14 protein-coding genes are annotated in these 17,591 nt (G+C 71.8%); 7 read left to right on the top strand and 7 right to left on the bottom strand.

What is annotated here, in order from left to right:
• Positions 1-91: 91 nt before the first annotated feature.
• Together MFF61_RS25310 and MFF61_RS25305 are read left to right on the top strand one after the other, a co-directional pair.
• A complete protein-coding gene (locus MFF61_RS25310; protein WP_238240419.1) occupies positions 92-3,649 on the top strand; it encodes a hypothetical protein in 3,558 nt (1,185 codons plus the stop codon).
• A 202-nt stretch (positions 3,650-3,851) separates the two neighbouring features.
• Positions 3,852-4,334 (top strand): hypothetical protein, encoded by a 483-nt coding sequence (locus tag MFF61_RS25305; protein ID WP_238240416.1) that lies wholly within the window; start codon positions 3,852-3,854, stop codon positions 4,332-4,334.
• Between the two features lie 16 nt (positions 4,335-4,350).
• Here the strand turns inward: MFF61_RS25305 and MFF61_RS25300 are convergent, their stop codons facing one another.
• Entirely contained in the window at positions 4,351-5,037 is a 687-nt protein-coding gene (locus MFF61_RS25300; RefSeq protein WP_238240413.1) for a GntR family transcriptional regulator, read from the bottom strand.
• Positions 5,038-5,456: 419 nt separating this feature from the next.
• On the opposite strand from MFF61_RS25300, the gene MFF61_RS25295 reads away from it, so the two are divergent.
• On the top strand, positions 5,457-5,891 hold the full coding sequence (locus MFF61_RS25295) for a PAS domain-containing protein (protein ID WP_238240506.1): 435 nt from the start codon (positions 5,457-5,459) through the stop codon (positions 5,889-5,891).
• 102 nt (positions 5,892-5,993) lie between these two features.
• Positions 5,994-7,244: a formyl-CoA transferase gene (frc, locus tag MFF61_RS25290; RefSeq protein WP_238240411.1), complete on the top strand. Its 1,251-nt coding sequence runs from the start codon at positions 5,994-5,996 to the stop codon at positions 7,242-7,244.
• 330 nt (positions 7,245-7,574) lie between these two features.
• On the opposite strand, the gene MFF61_RS25285 is transcribed toward frc, so the two are convergent.
• From MFF61_RS25285 to MFF61_RS25260, 6 genes are all read right to left on the bottom strand, one after another.
• Positions 7,575-8,288, bottom strand: a complete 714-nt coding sequence (locus tag MFF61_RS25285; protein WP_238240505.1) for an alpha/beta hydrolase — start codon at positions 8,286-8,288, stop codon at positions 7,575-7,577.
• Positions 8,289-8,515: 227 nt separating this feature from the next.
• Entirely contained in the window at positions 8,516-10,282 is a 1,767-nt protein-coding gene (gene oxc, locus MFF61_RS25280) for an oxalyl-CoA decarboxylase (protein WP_238240410.1), read from the bottom strand.
• 137 nt (positions 10,283-10,419) lie between these two features.
• Positions 10,420-11,706, bottom strand: coding sequence for an oxalate/formate MFS antiporter (oxlT, locus tag MFF61_RS25275; protein WP_283206036.1), 1,287 nt, complete (start codon positions 11,704-11,706; stop codon positions 10,420-10,422).
• 436 nt (positions 11,707-12,142) lie between these two features.
• Positions 12,143-13,564, bottom strand: coding sequence for an adenylate/guanylate cyclase domain-containing protein (locus tag MFF61_RS25270; protein ID WP_238240409.1), 1,422 nt, complete (start codon positions 13,562-13,564; stop codon positions 12,143-12,145).
• A 219-nt stretch (positions 13,565-13,783) separates the two neighbouring features.
• Entirely contained in the window at positions 13,784-14,020 is a 237-nt protein-coding gene (locus MFF61_RS25265) for a DUF6894 family protein (RefSeq protein WP_238240408.1), read from the bottom strand.
• A 137-nt stretch (positions 14,021-14,157) separates the two neighbouring features.
• Positions 14,158-14,457, bottom strand: coding sequence for a hypothetical protein (locus MFF61_RS25260; protein ID WP_373324800.1), 300 nt, complete (start codon positions 14,455-14,457; stop codon positions 14,158-14,160).
• A gap of 102 nt (positions 14,458-14,559) precedes the next feature.
• On the opposite strand from MFF61_RS25260, the gene MFF61_RS25255 reads away from it, so the two are divergent.
• The 3 genes from MFF61_RS25255 to MFF61_RS25245 all read left to right on the top strand — a co-directional run bounded on the left by MFF61_RS25255 (position 14,560) and on the right by MFF61_RS25245 (position 17,591).
• Positions 14,560-15,771 (top strand): GNAT family N-acetyltransferase, encoded by a 1,212-nt coding sequence (locus tag MFF61_RS25255; RefSeq protein ID WP_373324799.1) that lies wholly within the window; start codon positions 14,560-14,562, stop codon positions 15,769-15,771.
• Positions 15,772-15,886: 115 nt separating this feature from the next.
• Positions 15,887-17,053, top strand: a complete 1,167-nt coding sequence (locus MFF61_RS25250) for a M20 aminoacylase family protein (RefSeq protein ID WP_238240406.1) — start codon at positions 15,887-15,889, stop codon at positions 17,051-17,053.
• 109 nt (positions 17,054-17,162) lie between these two features.
• Positions 17,163-17,591, top strand: coding sequence for an HIT family protein (locus tag MFF61_RS25245; RefSeq protein WP_238240404.1), 429 nt, complete (start codon positions 17,163-17,165; stop codon positions 17,589-17,591).

The raw sequence follows: 17,591 nt of genomic DNA, 5'->3' as shown, positions 1-17,591 counted from the left end.
CTAACCCTGGCAAGACGGTACGGCCGGCAGGCGGCCGGCCCGTGCTGGGATCGACGCCCCGTCCCGGGGCGAGCCGGGAAGAGTGTGACTGGTGCGCGACATCCTGACCGCTCTGGCGGGCCTCGTCATCCTCGTCCTCGCCGCCGCGCTGGTCGCCCCGCCCCTGATCGACTGGGAGGCGCGCCGCGCGACCGTCGACGCGGCGCTCAGCCGCTCCCTCGGGGTCGAGGCCCGCAGCGACGGCCGCCTCGAGATCCGGCTCCTCCCCTCCCCGCGTCTGCGCGTCGATCACCTCACGCTGGCCGAGGCCCGCCCCGACAGGCCCTCGCTCGACGCCCGCTTCGTCAAGGCCGAGATCGCCCTCACCCCCCTCCTCTCGGGCGAGATCCGCTTCACCGAGACCCGCATCGGCCGGGCCGAGGTGAAGATGCCGGCCACCGAGGCCGGTCTGCCCACGCTCCCGGCCGGGTTCGCCGCCGCCCTCGAAGGCCGCGACCTCGCGGTCGAGGATCTGCGCGTGTCGCAGTTCCTCTTCACCACCACCGTCCCGGCGACCGGGCGCACCGACCAGTTCACGGCCGAGAACGTCCGGCTCGCCGCGCCGCGCCTTGCCGGACCTTGGCGGGTCGAGGGCACCACTGGCGCGATGCCGTTCCGGCTCGTCACCGGCGCGCCCACCGCCGAGGGTGCGCTGCCCGTCAAGGTCACGGCCGGCGGCGACACCGTCCCGCGCCTCGACATCGACGCCCGTCTCACCCTCGCGGGCGATGCCGCCCGGGGCCTGATGCCGGAGGCGGTCGGCACCGCCCGGCTGGTGGTCGGCCCCCCGGCGCAAGGCGCCGGCGCCGTGCTGCCCTTCTCGGTCCAGGGGGCGTTCAAGGCCCGCGGCCGGCTCGCCACCTTCGACACGGTCGCACTGGAGATCGATGGCGGCGGCGCGCCGCTCCGGCTCTCCGGCCGGGGCAGCATCGACCTGCCGGGCTTCCGCACGGCGCTGACCCTCGATGCGCGCCGCCTCGACCTCGACGCCTTCCTTGCCGGGCCGGCCGGTCAGGCGCTCCTCGCCCGCGGCTTCGAGGCCGCCGGCCCCGCCCTGCCCGGCACCGTCGCCCTCGACGTGGCGGTGGAGAGCGCCGCCTTCGCGCTCGGCGAGTGGTCCGACATCGCCGTATCGGCGACCTTGCGGCCCTCCGGCGCGCTGAGCCTGCGCCGCGTCGAGGCGACCGCGCCCGGGGCCACCCGCCTGTCCCTCGCGGGCGACTTCACGGGCCCCGGCAGCTTCGCGGGCCATCTCGCCGTCAAGGCGCCCGCCTCCGACCGGTTCGCGCGGCTCCTCGACCGCTTCGGCTACGGCAGCCCGCTGCTGCGCCTCCTCGACGGCCGCCCCTTCGAGGCCGAGGCGGACGTGACCGCGGCGCTGCCGGTTTTGTCGCTGCACAACGCCCGGGCCGCGCTCGGGGAGGCGCGGGTGTCGGGCAGCGCCCGCTACACCCCGGCCGGCCCCGAGGCGCCCCGCCCCCGTCTGGACGCCCAGGTGGCTGCAGACGGCCTCGACATCGCGGAGCTGCCGCCCCTGCGCGGCGTGTTCGACACGCTGCACGACCACGATGTCGGCCTCGTCCTGCGGGCGCGCGACCTGCGCTACGGCCCGACCGGGCCGCGCACGGGCGAGATTGCCGCGAGCCTGCAATCGGAGGGAGCGGCACTGCGGATCGACAGCCTCGACGTGCGCGGCCTTGCGGGCATGCAGGCGAGCCTCGCGGGGCGCATCGCGGCGGACGGCTCCGGCCGCATCGCCGGCCGGGTGACGGCCCCGGCGGCCGGGCCGCTCCTCGACCTCCTGGAGCAGGCGGCCCTCGCCGAGGCGCGGCTGCTGCCGAGCTTCCTGCGCGAGGGGCCGCTCTCCCTCGACGTGACCCTGGAGCGCGATCCCGGCGCCGTCGAGGCCGGGCGCCTGCGCAGCCACGCGCGGGGCAGCGCCGCGGGCGGGCGGCTCGGCCTCTCCCTCGTCACCGCGTCCGGGCGGATCGACAGCCTGGAGGCCCGTCTCGACGGGGTGCGCTCCGGCCTCTGGCTCGGCCGGCCGGACGACGCGGCCCTGGCGCAGCCGGCCCAGATGCGCGTGAGTGGGAAGCGCGGCTCCGAGGCCGGCGCCCCGCTCGCCCTGACCCTGGCGGGCGATCTGGCGGGGGCGCGCCTCGTCACCACCCGGCCCCTGGCGCTCGCGGCGGGCGAGGGGCTGCCGCGGGACGGCGAGGTCGCGGTGGAGACCCAGGATCTGCGCCCGCTGGCCGGCTTCCTCGGCCGCAACGCGCTCCCGGCGGCGGCGGTGCCGGCCCGCCTCACGCTGGGCATCGGCCGCGAGGTCGGGCCGCAGGAGACGGTGCCGCGCCTCGCGGTCGCCGGAACGCTCGCGGGCAGCGCCGTCGAGGCCGCCCTGTCGTTTCCGGCCATCCTGCGCTCCGGGGAAGGCACGGTGGCGGGCCGGGCCCGGTTCGACCGGCTCTCCCTGCCCTGGCTCGCCTCCGCGCTGGTGCTCGACGCCGCGACAGGCGGGTCGGCGCCGTGGCCTTCGGGACGCCTCGGGCCTCCGCCCGAGATCGCGCTGCGCGGCAGCGTCGACATCGAGGCCCGGCAGATCGATCTCGGGCGCGGGCTCGTGGCGGAAGCCGGCCGGTTCGGCCTCGAACTCGGCCGCGAAGGCCTGATCCTGCGCCGCTTTTCGGCCGCGCTCGCGGGCGGGACGCTTGCCGGCACCGCCACCCTGGCCCGCCAGGGCGGCCAAGCCACCGTCTCGGCCGAGGGCACCTTCGCGAATCTCGCCCTGCCCGTCCTCACCGGGGGAGACGCGGTGCGCGGGCGTCTCTCGGGACGCCTGCGCGTCGGCGCCTCCGGCGACAGCGTGGCGGCCCTGGTGGGCAACCTCGCGGGCAGCGGCGAGATCGCGCTCGCCGACCTCACGCTGCGCGAGGTCGATCCGGCGGCGGTGCTGCGTGCGCTCAACCGGCTGCTCGCGGAGGAGGACCCGCTGCGCTCTGGCCGTGTCGAACAGGTGGTCGCCGAGGAATTCGGCCGCGGTCCCCTGCGCAGCCCCGGCCCCCTGACGGTCCCGGCCGCCCTCGTCGGGGGCGTGCTGCGCACCGGCACCTTCGGCCTCGACTCCGGCCCTTCCGCCTGGAACGGCCTCGTCCAGGTGGACCTGCGCACGCTGCGGCTCGATGCCCGCGGCACCTTCACGGCCGAGGAGACGCCGCGGGCCTGGACCGCCCCGCCGCCGACCCTCGGCCTCTCCCTCGCCGGCCCGCTCGCGCGCCCGGCGCGCGACCTCGACGTGACGCCGCTCACCACCGTGCTCGCCGCCGTGGTGCTCCAGCGCGAGCTCGACAAGATCGAGACGTTCGAGGCCGACCGCAACGAGCGGGCCCGGCGTCAGAGCCGCCTGGAGATGGACCGGTTCCGCGCCGCCGCCGAGGCCGAGTGGGCGCGCCTGCAGCGCCAGCGCGCCGAGGAGGAGGCCCGCCGCCAGGCCGAGATCGCGCGCGCCGAAGCCGCAGCGCAGGCCGAGGCGGCCCGCCTCGAGGCCCGGCGCAAGGCCGAGGAGGAGGCCGCGCGCGCCCGCGCGAGCGAGCCGGCCGAGACGAGCCAGTGACCGAACGGCCACAGGTCCGCGCACGATCGGCGCAGGTGATCGGGCCTGCCCGAATCCGGGCGGCCGGGCCGTTGCCTCGCGCACGACGGAATTCTACGTCCGACGATTGGACGCGGGCTTTGCGGTGACGCTATCCAGGCGTGACGAAGCGGTGCGGAGGGAGAGGATCGTGCGTTGTGGAATCGCCGCATTGGCGGCTGCCGTGTTCGGGTCTGCGTGGCTGGTCCCCGTCGCCGCGCGGGCGCAGCTCGACCTTCAGAACCTCGTGCCCTGCGCCGAGGAGGGGGGCGTCTGCCGCATGCCCCACCCGACCAACGTCTATTACGGCGTGCCGGGCCGGACCGTCGGGCGGCCCTTCCCGCAGGGCGGGGTAATTCCCTGCAACAACCAGAGCTTCGCCGGCGACCCGGTGCCGGGACAGAAGAAGCGCTGCTGGTACGCACCCCGCCTCGCCGACCGGCGCCAGGGCGGCGGTGGCGGATATCGCCGCGACGACGAGCCGGGCTACCGCCGCGATCGCGACTACGACACCGGATACCGCCGGCGCGAGTACGAGCCCGCGCCGCGCGGGCGCGACTACGATCCGGCGCCGCGCGGCTACGATCCTCGGGCGCGCGATTACGACCGTCCGCCGCGGGATTACGGCGACCGGCGGCGCTCCCGCGACTATTCCGACGAGGAGTAGGTTTCGGGCGGCTCCCTCACGAGAGGTAGTCGCCGAAACGGTCCACATGCGCCGCGAGGCCGAGCCCGTGCTCGCGCACGAGCTGCTCGGCCAGCGGGCCGTCGCGCGCTTCGAGCGCCCGGATGATCCCGACATGCTCGCGGCTTGACCGCTCCGCCCGCCCCTCGTTCCGGAGGGCGGCGTTGCGGATGCCGCGCACGTGGATCATCAGGTTGCTGGACAGCCCCTCGAAGATCTCGCACTGGCCGAGCGCGATGATGGTCTGGTGGAACCGGATGTTGGCGTCGGAGTACTCGTCGATGTGCTCCGCGGGCGTGCCGTCGTAGAATTGCGGGAACATGGTCTTGAGCGCGGTCAGTTGCGCGTCGCTGGCGCGCGCGCAGGCGAGGCGGGCTGCCATGCTCTCCAGCGCCGCCCAGGCGTGGATCATCCCGACGATCTCCCGCTTGGTCTTGCGCACCACGAACACCCCGCGCCGGGCCTCCGAGCGCACGAACCCCTCCTGTTCGAGCACCGTGAAGGCCTCCCGCACGGGCGTGCGGCTCACGCCGAGATCCCGCGACAGGCGCCGCTCGTCGAGGCGGATCTCCTGGCGTGAGCCGTAGATGTCCATCTGGCTGATGGCGGCCTTCAGGGATTCGTAGACCAGCGTCCGCAGGTTGGCGGCCGGGACGATCGGCGTGACGGTGAACGGCTCGTTCATCTTGCTTCCACCCGGCTTGAAGGCTCTGGCGTCCTTTTGGGCGTCCTGGCGACCAGCGCAGGCCCGACGATCCCGACAGCTGGGCTGCACCCGGGCGGCTCGCCCGCCGCCCCGCCGCCCCTGCCCCGGTCGCTGCGGGCCATCCGCTCGTCGCCGGATGCCAATCCTCCGCTTGACACCCTCCATAATCTGGCATACCACATGCCACAAGAACAAGCCGATTTATCGGCGAGACCGCCCAAGGCGGTCCTGAAGCAAGGCCCTGTCGCGGTGCCGGGAGGATGGAATTCCATGATCCCTGATCACAACCAGCACATCGCCAGCGAGCAGCGAGACGTCGGTCTCGGACTTGTGCTCTCAACGTGAGAGAGCCCGAAGAACGACGGACTTCTGCTGAGGCGTGTGAGCGGACGAGCGTGATGGGATTTGCCTGGAACTTCGAGCAACTGGTCAATGCGACAGGCGACGCGGTCGTAGTCTCGGACCCGAAGGGTGCGATCGTGGTCTGGAATCCGGCTGCCGAGCGGATCTTCGGCTACTCGCGGGAGGAGGCCCTCGGGCGCTCCCTCGACCTGATCACGCCGGAACGCCAGCGCCAGCGGCACTGGGACGGCTACGCCAACACGATGCGCACCGGCGTCACCAAGTACGGCAGCGCGCTGCTGCGGGTGCCGGCCCTGCACAAGGACGGACACACCCTGTCCATCTCCTTCACGGTCGGGCTCCTGCACGGAGCCGACGACGAGGTCACCGGGATCGTCGCAGTCATCCGCGACGAGACCAGCCGCTGGGCCGAAGAGAGGGCCCTGCGTAAGCGCTTGAGCGAACTCGAGGCCGGTCACCCCCGTGACTAGCCGGAGTATGTGAAGTCTCCAGATCGGAGCTCACGCACCGGATCGACCACAAGATCCGGGACGGACGACATTGCCCGTAGATCGTTTAGGGAGCACACCAAGATGAGCAAGCCGCTGGAAGGCATCAAGATCATCGACTTCACGCACGTCCAGGCCGGCCCGGCCTGCACGCAGCTCCTCGCCTGGTTCGGCGCCGACGTGATCAAGGTCGAGCGCCCCGGCGCCGGCGACGTCACGCGCTCCCAGCTGCGCCACATCGACGAGGCGGACGCGCTCTACTTCACGATGCTGAACAGCAACAAGCGCTCCCTGACGCTCGACACCAAGACCCCGCAGGGCAAGGAAGTGCTCGAGAAGCTGATCAAGGAGTCGGACGTTCTCGTCGAGAATTTCGGCCCCGGCGCGCTCGACCGCATGGGCTTCTCCTGGGCGCGCATCAACGAGCTGAACCCCGGCATGATCGTGGCCTCCGTGAAGGGCTTCAGCGAGGGCCATCACTACGAGGACCTGAAGGTCTACGAGAACGTGGCGCAGTGCGCGGGCGGCGCGGCCTCGACCACCGGCTTCTGGGACGGTCCCCCCACCGTGAGCGGCGCGGCGCTGGGTGACTCCAACACCGGCATGCACCTCGCCATCGGCATCCTCACGGCGCTCCATGCCCGCAACAAGACCGGCAAGGGCCAGAAGGTCGCCGTGTCGATGCAGGACGCGGTGCTCAACCTCTGCCGCGTGAAGCTGCGCGACCAGCAGCGCCTCGATGCGCTGGGCTACCTCGAGGAGTACCCGCAGTACCCGCACGGCGAGTTCTCGGACGTGGTGCCGCGCGGCGGCAACGCGGGCGGCGGCGGCCAGCCGGGCTGGGTGCTTAAGTGCAAGGGCTGGGAGACCGATCCCAACGCCTACATCTACTTCACCATCCAGGGCCATGCCTGGGCGCCGATCTGCAAGGCTCTCGGCAAGCCCGAGTGGATCGAGGATCCGGCCTACAACACCCCGCGTGCCCGCCAGGACAAGATCTTCGAGATCTTCGCCTTCATCGAGGGCTGGCTCGCCGACAAGACCAAGTACGAGGCGGTCGACATCCTGCGCAAGTTCGACATCCCCTGTGCGCCGGTGCTGTCGATGAAGGAGATCGCCGAGGACAAGTCGCTGCGCGCCAGCGGCTCGATCGTCGAGGTGCCGCACCCGCAGCTCGGCAAGTACCTGACGGTGGGCAGCCCGATCAAGTTCTCGGACCTGACCGTCGACGTGAAGCCCTCGCCGCTGCTCGGCGAGCACACCGACGAGGTGCTGCGCGGCCTCGGCTATTCCGAGCAGCAGATCGAGATGCTGCACCAGGAGCGCGCAGTCTGATCGGCCCCGCCGCACACCGCTGACGACAGGAACGGCGCGTCGCAAGACGCGCCGTTCTTCTTTTGTGTCCGGGTCTTGCGCCGGAGGCGATCGGGCAGGGCAGGAAGCCCCTCGCGGAGGCCGGGACGTGCGGGGGGATCGGGATTCCGCGGAGCGTTACGGGCGACGCCGGACTGCCGCTCGCTCCAGCCCGGCGCGCGTCGGCTCATACCCCATCCGCTTGATCCCTCCGGGATGTCGGATGTGGGCTTCGCTCAGCCGTGTGGAGCCTTGGGCTCCACCGCGCGGGCGTGCTGATCCCGTCTCCGCTTCGATCAAGCGGAGACGGGATCAGCCCTGCGGCAGCGCCGGCTCGGCCGCGCCGTGATCGGCGAGGAAGAACGCCACGGCCCGAGCCACCACTGCCGGATCGTAGGCGTGCGGACCGTCGTACTCGACGTAGGTGAGGTCGTAGCCCGCCTGGTCCAGCAGGCGGGCGTGGGTGCGGGCGCTGCGGTCGATCGGGATCTGCGCATCCCGCGTCCCATGCGACAGGAAGATGCGCGGTGCGCCGGTCTGCCGCTGCACCGCCAGGAAGCCCGCCGACGAGACGATCAGATGGCTCGCGAGATGGCCGTTGGTGAGCCCGAGCGAGAGCGCGTAGCTGCCGCCGTCCGAATGGCCCGCGAAGGCGAGACGCGCCGGATCGATGAGGAAGCGGCTCGCCACCGCGGCGAGCGCCGCGTCGAGCCGCTCGCGGTCGGGGCCGTGCCCCGCGATGACGAGGTCCCAGGTCGGGAACAGCGATTGCGGCGCGAGCAGCAGGAAGCGCTGCGCGTCGGCATGGCCTGCCAGCATCGGCAGGATCTTCTCGGCGCTGCCGCCCCCGCCGTGGAACAGGACCACGAGGGGTGTCGGGCGGCGGGCGTCGAGGCCGGGCGGCACGTGCAGCACGGCGTCGCGCTCGGCGAACAGGCCCAGCGCGTGCCGGCCCGGCGGCAGAGGCTCGCGCGTCGGCAGCCGGTGCGCGAAGGCGAGGCAGCCGACGAGACCCGGATCGAGCACGGCCTCGTCCGGTTCGGGGGCGACGGCGGTGGTCACGTCAGCGTCTCCGCAGGCAAGGGAAGGGGCGCCCGCCGCGCGGGCGGGCATGGCGAAGCTCCGCCGGGCGCGAGGACCGGCGGAGCCTGCTCAGGATCTTGGAGTATCCGGTATTGTCGTCGACGAACCGGCATCCGCTTCGTCGGACGAGGCTCCGGAGCGCCCGGCCGCGGGGCCGGGCGCAGGGAGGCTTACTTCTTGCGGATCCCGCTCTGCGGGTTGAGGCTGCCGATGTTGCCGCTCTCGGTGCCCGCCTGCGGGTCGATCACCGCGTTGATGAGGGTCGGCCGGCCCGAATCCATCGCCTCGTTGACGGCGCGGGAGAGTTCGTCGGGCGTCGTCACGTGGACGCCGACGCCGCCGAACGCCTCCATCATCCGGTCGTAGCGCGAATCCTTCACGAACACGGTGGTGCCGGGATCCCGGCCGGTCGGGTCGGTGTCGGTGCCGCGATAGATGCCGTTGTTGTTGAAGATGACGATGCAGACCGGGAGGTTGTAGCGGCAGATCGTCTCCACCTCCATGCCGGAGAAGCCGAAGGCGCTGTCGCCCTCGACCGCCAGCACCGGCTTGCCGGTCTCGACCGCGGCCGCAATGGCGAAGCCCATGCCGATGCCCATCACCCCCCAGGTGCCGACATCGAGCCGCTTGCGCGGCTGGTACATGTCGATCACCGAGCGGGCGAGGTCGAGGGTGTTGGCGCCCTCGTTGACCAGGATGGCGTCCGGCCGCTCCTTGATGATGGTGCGCAGCGCCCCGAGCGCGCCGTGGAAGTCCATCGGCGCGGCGTTCTTGCCGAGCTTCGAGGCCATCTTGGAGAGGTTCTCCTCCTTCTTCTTGGCGATGGCGCCGGTCCACTCGGCCGGCGGGGCCGGCCAGTCGCCGCGCATGCCGCCGAGGAGCGCGGTGACGCAGGAGCCGATGTCGCCCACGAGGGGCGCCACGATCTCGACGTTCGAATCCATCTCGCGCGGCTCGATGTCGACCTGGATGAACTTCTTCGAGCCGGGCGCGCCCCAGGTCTTGCCCTTGCCGTGCGACAGGAGCCAGTTGAGGCGCGCGCCGAGCAGCAGGACGACGTCGGCGTCCTTGAGCACCATCGAGCGCGCCGCGCCGGCCGATTGCGGGTGCGTGTCGGGCAAGAGGCCCTTGGCCATGCTCATCGGCACGTACGGGATGCCGCTCGTCTCGACGAGCGCGCGCACGGCCTCGTCGGCCTGCGCGTAGGCCGCGCCCTTGCCGAGGATGATCAGCGGCCGCTTGGCGCTCTTGAGCACGTCGAGGGCACGGCGGACGGCGTCCGGGGCCGGGATCTGCGCGGGCGCCGGATCGATCACCTTGACGAGCGACTTGGCACCGGCCTCGGCATCCATCACCTGCGAGAACAGCTTGGCCGGCAGGTCGAGGTAGACGCCGCCCGGACGGCCCGAGACGGCGGCGCGGATCGCGCGCGCCACGCCGATGCCGATATCGGCCGCATGCAGCACCCGGAAGGCGGCCTTGCAGAGGGGCTTGGCGATGGCGAGCTGGTCCATCTCCTCGTAGTCGCCCTGCTGCAGGTCGACGATCTCGCGCTCGGACGAGCCCGAGATCAGGATCATCGGGAAGCAGTTGGTGGTGGCGTTGGCGAGCGCGGTCAGCCCGTTGAGGAAGCCGGGCGCCGACACGGTGAGGCAGATGCCGGGCTTCTTGGTCAGGAAGCCGGCGATCGCCGCGGCGTTGCCGGCGTTCTGCTCGTGCCGGAACGAGACCACGCGCATGCCTTCGGCCTGGGCGAGGCGGCCGAGATCGGTGATCGGAATGCCCGGCACACCGTAGATGGTGTCGATGCCGTTGAGCTTGAGCGCATCGATGACGAGGTGGAAGCCGTCGGTCAGGTCGCGCTCCGCGGCGGGCGCGGCCGACGCGTGGCTGTTGTCGGTGGCGGGTTCGGGCTGCGTCTTGACGATTGTTTCCATCGGATGGCTCCTGGTTTCTTGATGGCTGCGGCTCGGGACCGGGGTGAACCCGCCCGTTCTGCGCGTCGGTGCGCCGGAGCCTCAGCGGGAGATGGGACGACGGGGACCCGGCATCGGGTCCCCGCATGGTGCCAGCCTCAGTGGGCGTTGGCCGGGACGGTGCCGTTGGCGGCGTGGTGGCGGATCAGCATCGGCCGCAGCACCGTGATCGCCAGCGTCGCGGCGATCAGGTCCATGATCGCCACCGTGTACAGCACGGTCGCCCAGGTGCCCGTCGCCTGCATCAGGATGTTGCCGAACGGAACCAGCAGCGCCGCGACGCCCTTGGCGCAGTAGAGCACGCCGTAGATCTTGCCGATATGCGCCGAGCCGAACGTGTCCGCCGCCGTCGCGCTGAACAGCGAGTACACCTCGCCCCAGGCCAGGAACACGATCCCGCTCAGGATCACGAACGCCCACGGATTGGAGCCGAAGTAGCCCAGCGCCACGATGCCGATCCCCTCCATCGAGAAGGCGATGAACATCGTCTTCTCGCGCCCGATCCGGTCCGACACCCAGCCGAACAGCGGCCGCGAGATCCCGTTCATGATCCGGTCCAGCATCAGCGCGAAGGGCAGTGCCGCCATGGCGAAGAAGTACAGGTTCACCTGGAAGTTCTTCACCCCCAGATCCTGCGCGATCACGCCCAGCTGCGCCACCGCCATCAGGCCGCCGGTCACCGTGCAGGTGAACATCACCAGCATCACCCAGAAGACCTTGGTGCGCAGCGCCTCCGGCAGCGTGTAGTCGCGGCGCGACTGCAGCACCTTCGACGAGAAGGTGATCTCGCCCTTGGCCGGCGAGCGCAGCCCGATCGAGGCCAGGATGATCAGCGCGCCCTGGATCAGGCCGAAGACGAAGAAGGCCTTCTGGAAGCCGCCGTCGGCGATCATCGAGGCGATCGGCAGGATGGTGAGCGCCGAGCCGGCCCCGTAGCCGCCCGCGGTCAGGCCCACGGCGAGGCCGCGCCGGTCGGGAAACCACTTGAGCGCGTTGGCGATGCAGGTGGCGTAGACGCAGCCCACGCCGATGCCGCCGACCACCGCGCCGAGGTAGTAGCCGGTGAGCGACGTGGCGTAGGAGTTGATGACCCAGGCCAGCCCGGTGAAGAGGCCGCCGGCCATGACGACGCGGCTGGGGCCGTAGCGGTCGATGAAGTGGCCCTCGATGGGGGTGAGCCAGGTCTGGGTGACGACGAAGATGGTGAAGGCGACCTGGATGGCGGCGCGGTCCCAGCCGAAGGTCTTCTGGATCTCGGGGACGAACAGGGTCCAGGCGTACTGGATGTTGGCGGCGGCCACCATGCAGACCACCCCGAGGGTGAGCTGGAGCCATCGCCCGGCGATGGGAGTGGCTTGCGCGCGCGATGCGGCAACGGAGGTCATGGGTCGGTTTCCTCACCTTGGTGGTCGCCCGTTCGGGCGATGATCGGCGGGCGCGCCGCACCAAGCGGCGCGCAGGCTCCCGCGTCGGCTCCGGGCTCGGCCCGGGCCGCTTCTTGATCGATTGTGTCGAGGACTGGCCTCTTAGCCGCTCTCAGGCCGGCGAATGCCTGTCTGGTCGTGGCATGAGCGTCCCCCCTTCGATTCTTGTTTTGTCGGATTGTCGGGATCCCGGCCGGCTTCACCCGCTCCGGAGACCCGCGGCGTCGGCACCCTCATGGCGCCCGTCGCCGTGGCTTCGTCTTAGGTCGACTGTATACCAGATGCGAGTGTGCCCCCAGGCACCCCGGTTTGTCAATGCGGGCCGGGACGCCGTGTCGCGCAGGGCGGCGGGATGAAGGCAGCGGCCGGGCGGCGGGCCCGCTCCGGAGTGCCGATGTCACACGTCGGATGGCCGCTGATATCCGGCCGCCCGATCGCCCGACCAGACCCGCACGCGAATCGGCTGGCTGCGGCCGCGCAGCGTCAGTTCGCGGCTCTCCCCGAAGTCGTGGGCCGGCTGGCCCGAGCGCTCGGCGGCGGCCAGGCAGGAGGCGGAGGCGACGATGGCGCCGCCAAGCTCGCGGGTCGCCTGCTGCAGCCGGCTCGCCACGTTGACCACGTCGCCCACCACCGTGAATTCGACGCGCTGCTGCGCCCCGATGGTGCCGACGACGACCGTGCCGCAATGCAGGCCGATCGAGAGAGCGACCAGCGGCTCTCCCGCCGCCTGCCGCTCGGCATTCCAGCGCGCCATCCCGGCCTGGAGGTCGAGGGCGCAGGCGAGGGCCGCGCGCGGAGCGCCGGGCTCGTCGGTGAGGCAGCCGAACGTGGCCATGAAGCCGTCGCCGAGGAACTTGTCGAGGGTGCCGCCATGCTCGAACACCACGGCGCAGCTGCGCTCGCGAAAGGTCTTCAGAAGCGCCAGCACGGCCTCAGGACGCAGCCGCTCGGCGAGGCCCGTGAAGCCGACGAGATCGGCGAACAGGACGGCCACCACCCGCTCGCGCGGCGCGCCGAAGCTCGAATGGGCGCGGGCCGCGAGCGCGTCGGCGACGTCCGGCGAGACGTAGCGGGCGAGGTCCGCGCGGACCACCTCGCCGCGCACCCGCGACAGCAGCGTCGTGCGGGCGCGGAACACCGCGCAGGCGAGGAGGCCGGTGAAGAGCGCGGTGAGGATCATCTGGGTCCACAGCTGCGTCAGGCCGACGTAGCGCGGATCGTAGATCGTCTGCAGCGAGAGCGCGTCCGGGAGCGGACCGCCGTGGCGCGCGACCACGTCGCGGTAGCGCAGCGTGTCGGGCAGCGCGTAGATCGTGGTCACGGCGATGGACCACGCCCCCATGATCGAGGCGCCCGTCCAGAGCACCATCAGCGGGGAATAGGTCAGGCTCGCCTCCGCCAGCAGCAGCAGCAGGTAGAGGTACTCGGTGGCGCGGATCCGCGTCTGGATCGGCCAGTCCACCCCGATGCCGGCGGGCGGCGGCAGCACCACGACGAGCGTGACCAGCGCGGCGTCGAGCAGGATGAAGCCGAGCTTGATCGCCAGGGCCCGGCGATGGCGGCGCAACCGGTAGGGTACGTAGCCCAGGCCGAAGAACAGCAGGACGAAGGCGAGGTAGTAGAGGTCGCGCGGGAAGGGGACGAGGGAGAGCAGCCAGAGCGAGACCACCACGGTGGCGATCAGCCGCGCCCGGAAGGCGAAGACGAGCCCCGCCTCCTCCTGCTCGCGCAGGACGCGCCGCACCCGGCCCGCGACATCGACCGCCCGCAGGGCGCCGAACCCGGCGGCGAGCCGGGCGAAGGAGAAGTGTGCGGTCATGCTTGGCCCGCTCTGCAGGTCCGACGTCGCGGCGCGACCTGCACGGGGCGATGGCATCCGCAACGGGGATCCTGCCCCGCCGGGAGAGGTGGCGCGCCGCGGCCCGATCGTCCAGGGCAGCGCCGGTGCGGGTGAGGGGTTCGGCTCAGCGGCCTGCGCCGGACCGGGCACCGGTCCGGCCGGTGCACACCAAGTCCCCGGGCCGATCGGGGGCGCCGGTCAGTGCAGGGTCGGCAGGGCCGAGACGAAGGGGATGCGCAGCACCTCCTCGTCCTCCTCGTCGCCGACGCAGACGAACCAGTCCGAGAAATCCTCGTGGCCGTAGGCGCTCTCCATCACCTCGCGGGCCACCGCCATCGCCCGGTCGCGGGCTTCGGCGAGATCGGTCACATCGGCTCCGCGATAGTCGAGGAGCAACTCGCCGGTGCGACCGCAGTGGAAATACAAGTGGGTCATGACGCGATCCGCTTTCGAACGTGGCGCCAGCATCCGGCAAACGGGCGCCCGGTTCTGTGAGCATCGGCACATGATGATGGATCAAGTCTGAACGATGACCGACTGACGGCGAGGATTGGTCTTGCGTGGCGCATGGGTCACGCGCGGCCGCGCCAGCGCCGCCACTGCCGCTCGATCCAGCGCGCCGCGCGCTCCAGCGGCACCTTGAGGGCCGGCACGTCCTCGCTCAGCAGCGCGAGCCCGAGGGGCAGCATCCACAGGCCGAGGATGGGCAGGATCGAGAACACGCCGCCCAGCATCAGGAGGAGCGCGGCCGGAATGCGGATCCAGCGCCGCGACGGCGCGCGCAGCCACGCGACGGTGGCGCGCCCGCGCTCCGGCAGGCGGTCCAGCAGGCGGTCCATGCGGGCGTCCCAGGCTTCGGCGGTCGGGCTCACGGGGTCTCCTCCAGTCGTCGGCACAAACGCCGCATCCCCCCGGTTGGGTCCCTCGCCCGGCTTGCCGGCGCGTCAGGGGCACTTAGTTCGGGAGCGATGGAGATGAGCGGTGAAACAGGCTGCGGCGGCCCGGCCCCGGCCGCCCTGACCGTCCGCGTCGTGCCGGGGCTTTCCGGAATCCCGGCGGCGGAGTGGGACCGCTGCGCCCTCTCGGCCGAATCGCTGCAGGGCACGGGCGAGACCCACAACCCCTTCCTGACCCACGCCTTCCTGTCGGCGCTGGAGGAATCCGGCTGCGTCTCCGGCCGCAGCGGCTGGCTGCCGCTGCACGTGGTGGCCGAGCGCGAGGGGCGCCTCGTCGGCGTCGCGCCCTGCTACCTCAAGTCCCATTCGCAGGGCGAGTACGTCTTCGACCACGGCTGGGCGGACGCCTACCGGCGCGCGGGGGGCGAGTATTACCCGAAGCTCCAGGTGAGCGTGCCGTTCACGCCTGTGACGGGACCGCGCTTCCTGATCGCACCCGGCGAGGCGCCGCAGGAGGGGGTGGCGGCGCTCGCCGCGGCCCTGCGCGCCCTGCGCGAGGAGGTGAAGGCCTCCTCGATCCACGTCACCTTCCTGCCGCAGACGCAGTGGGACGAGGCGGGCCGGCTCGGCTTCCTGCAGCGCATCGACCAGCAGTTCCACTGGGACAATGCGGGCTACGCCGCCTTCGACGATTTTCTCGGGGCGCTGGCCTCGCGCAAGCGCAAGGCGATCCGGCGCGAGCGGCGCGAGGCGCTGGCCAAGGGCCTCAGCGTCGAATGGGTCACGGGCTCGGACCTGACCGAGGCGCATTGGGACGCCTTCTACCGCTTCTACATGGATACCGGCTCGCGCAAGTGGGGCCGGCCCTACCTCAACCGGCGCTTCTTCTCGCTCATCGGCGAGCGCATGCCCGAGCGGATCCTGCTGGTGATGGCGCGGCGCGAGGGCCGCGCCGTCGCCGGAGCCCTCAACCTGATCGGCGACGCCGCCCTCTACGGGCGCAACTGGGGCTGCATCGAGGACCATCCCTTCCTGCATTTCGAGATCTGCTACTATCAGGCGATCGATTTCGCGATCCGGCGCGGCCTCGCCCGGGTCGAGGCCGGCGCGCAGGGCGAGCACAAGCTCGCCCGCGGCTACCGCCCCGTCGTCACCCGCTCGGCGCACGACGTCGCCGATCCAGGCCTGCGCGCCGCCATCGCCGACTACCTGCGCCGCGAGGCGGGCTACGTGCGCGAGGCGGTGCGCGAGTACGAGGACGAGGTGCCGTTCCGCAAGAGCGAGACCTGACCAGAGGGAGACCCGACCAGGGCCTTGCGCCGGCCCGGCTGGACTCGCCCGTCCTGCCGGTGAAGGATGCGCCGCCATTTTTGCCCGCCCGGGCGCCAGCGTGAGCGTTTTCCGCATGTCTCCTCTCGACCGCATCGCCGCCGACCTCGACGAACTCACCGCCATCCGGCGTGACCTGCACGCCCACCCGGAGCTCGGGTTCGAGGAGACGCGCACCGCCGGCATCGTCGCCGACAAGCTCGCCGGCTGGGGGATCGAGGTGCATCGCGGCGTCGGTCGCACCGGCGTGGTGGGCATCCTCAAGGGGCGGGGCCTCAGCGACCGACGGATCGGACTGCGCGCCGACATGGACGCGCTGCCGATCGAGGAGGCGACCAACCTGCCCCATCGCTCGACGGTGCCGGGCAAGATGCACGCCTGCGGGCATGACGGGCACACCACGATGCTGCTCGGCGCCGCCAAGTACCTCAGCCAGACCCGCGACTTCGACGGCACCGCCGTCTTCATCTTCCAGCCCGCCGAGGAGGGGCTCGGGGGGGCCCGCGCCATGCTGGCCGACCGCCTGTTCGAGCGCTTCCCCTGCGACGAGGTCTACGGCCTGCACAACCAGCCGAACGGCCCCTACGGCCGCCTCGCGGTGCGCCGCGGCCCGGCGATGGCGGCGGCGGACTTCTTCGACATCCGCATCGTCGGGCGCGGGGCGCATGCGGCGCAGCCCAACCGCGGCGTCGATCCGGTGGTGGTGCAGGCCGCCCTGGTGCAGGCGCTGCAGTCGATCGTGAGCCGCAACACCGACCCGGTCCATTCCGCGGTGGTGTCGATCACCCAGGTCCATGCGGGAGCGGCCTACAACGTGATCCCGGAGGAGGCGCATCTCGCCGGCACCATCCGCACCTTCGACGACGGCGTGCGCGCGATGGTGGGCGAGCGCATGCGCGAGACCTGTGCGGGCATCGCCAAGGCCTTCGGCGCCGAGGTTCACGTCGAGATCCGCGACATCTTCTCGGTGCTCCGCAACAGCGAGGTCCAGGCCCAGGCGGCGCTCGACGTCGCCACCGAATTGTTCGGCGCGGACAAGGTGGACGCGGATCCCGAGCCCAAGATGGGCAGCGAGGACTTCGCCGACATGCTGCTCGCGGTGCCGGGAGCCTATGCGTGGCTCGGCCAGAAGTCGGGCGCCGCGCTCCACAACGCGGCCTACGACTTCGACGACAGCATCATCCCGCTGGGGGCCGCCTACCTCGCGCGCCTCGTGGAGCGCCGCTCGGCGGCCGGCCTGTAAGGCGCGGCACCGGTCGCTGCGGCGCCTCGCGCGCCGATGATCGATCCGCCATCACGAGAGGCTGGCAGGCCCGCACGCGATCGCCGTGCCGGCCCGCCGAGGAGGTCCGATGACGCAGCCCTACGATCCGCAGAACATCTTCGCCAAGATCCTGCGCGGCGAGATCCCCGCCCACACCGTCTACGAGGACGAGCACACCCTCGCCTTCATGGACGTGATGCCGCAGGGCGACGGGCACACCCTGGTGATCCCGAAGGCGCCGAGCCGCGGCCTGCTCGATGCGGATCCGGCGGTGCTGGGCCGGCTGTTCGCCACCGTCCAGAAGGTCGCCGCCGCCGCCAAGGCGGCGTTCCAGGCCGACGGGCTCGTGATCTACCAGTACAACGAGCCGGCAGGGGGCCAGACCGTATTCCACCTGCACGTGCATATCGTGCCGCGCTTCGAGGGCGTGCCACTGCGCCGCCACGCGGGCGGCATGGCGAACGGCGAGCTGCTGGCCGCGCACGCGAAGAAGATCCGCGCGGCGCTGTCCGGCTGA

It is taken from the genome of Methylobacterium isbiliense (genome assembly GCF_022179325.1).
Taxonomy (GTDB): Bacteria; Pseudomonadota; Alphaproteobacteria; order Rhizobiales; family Beijerinckiaceae; genus Methylobacterium; species Methylobacterium isbiliense.
This window is presented reverse-complemented; position numbering and strand designations above follow the sequence as displayed.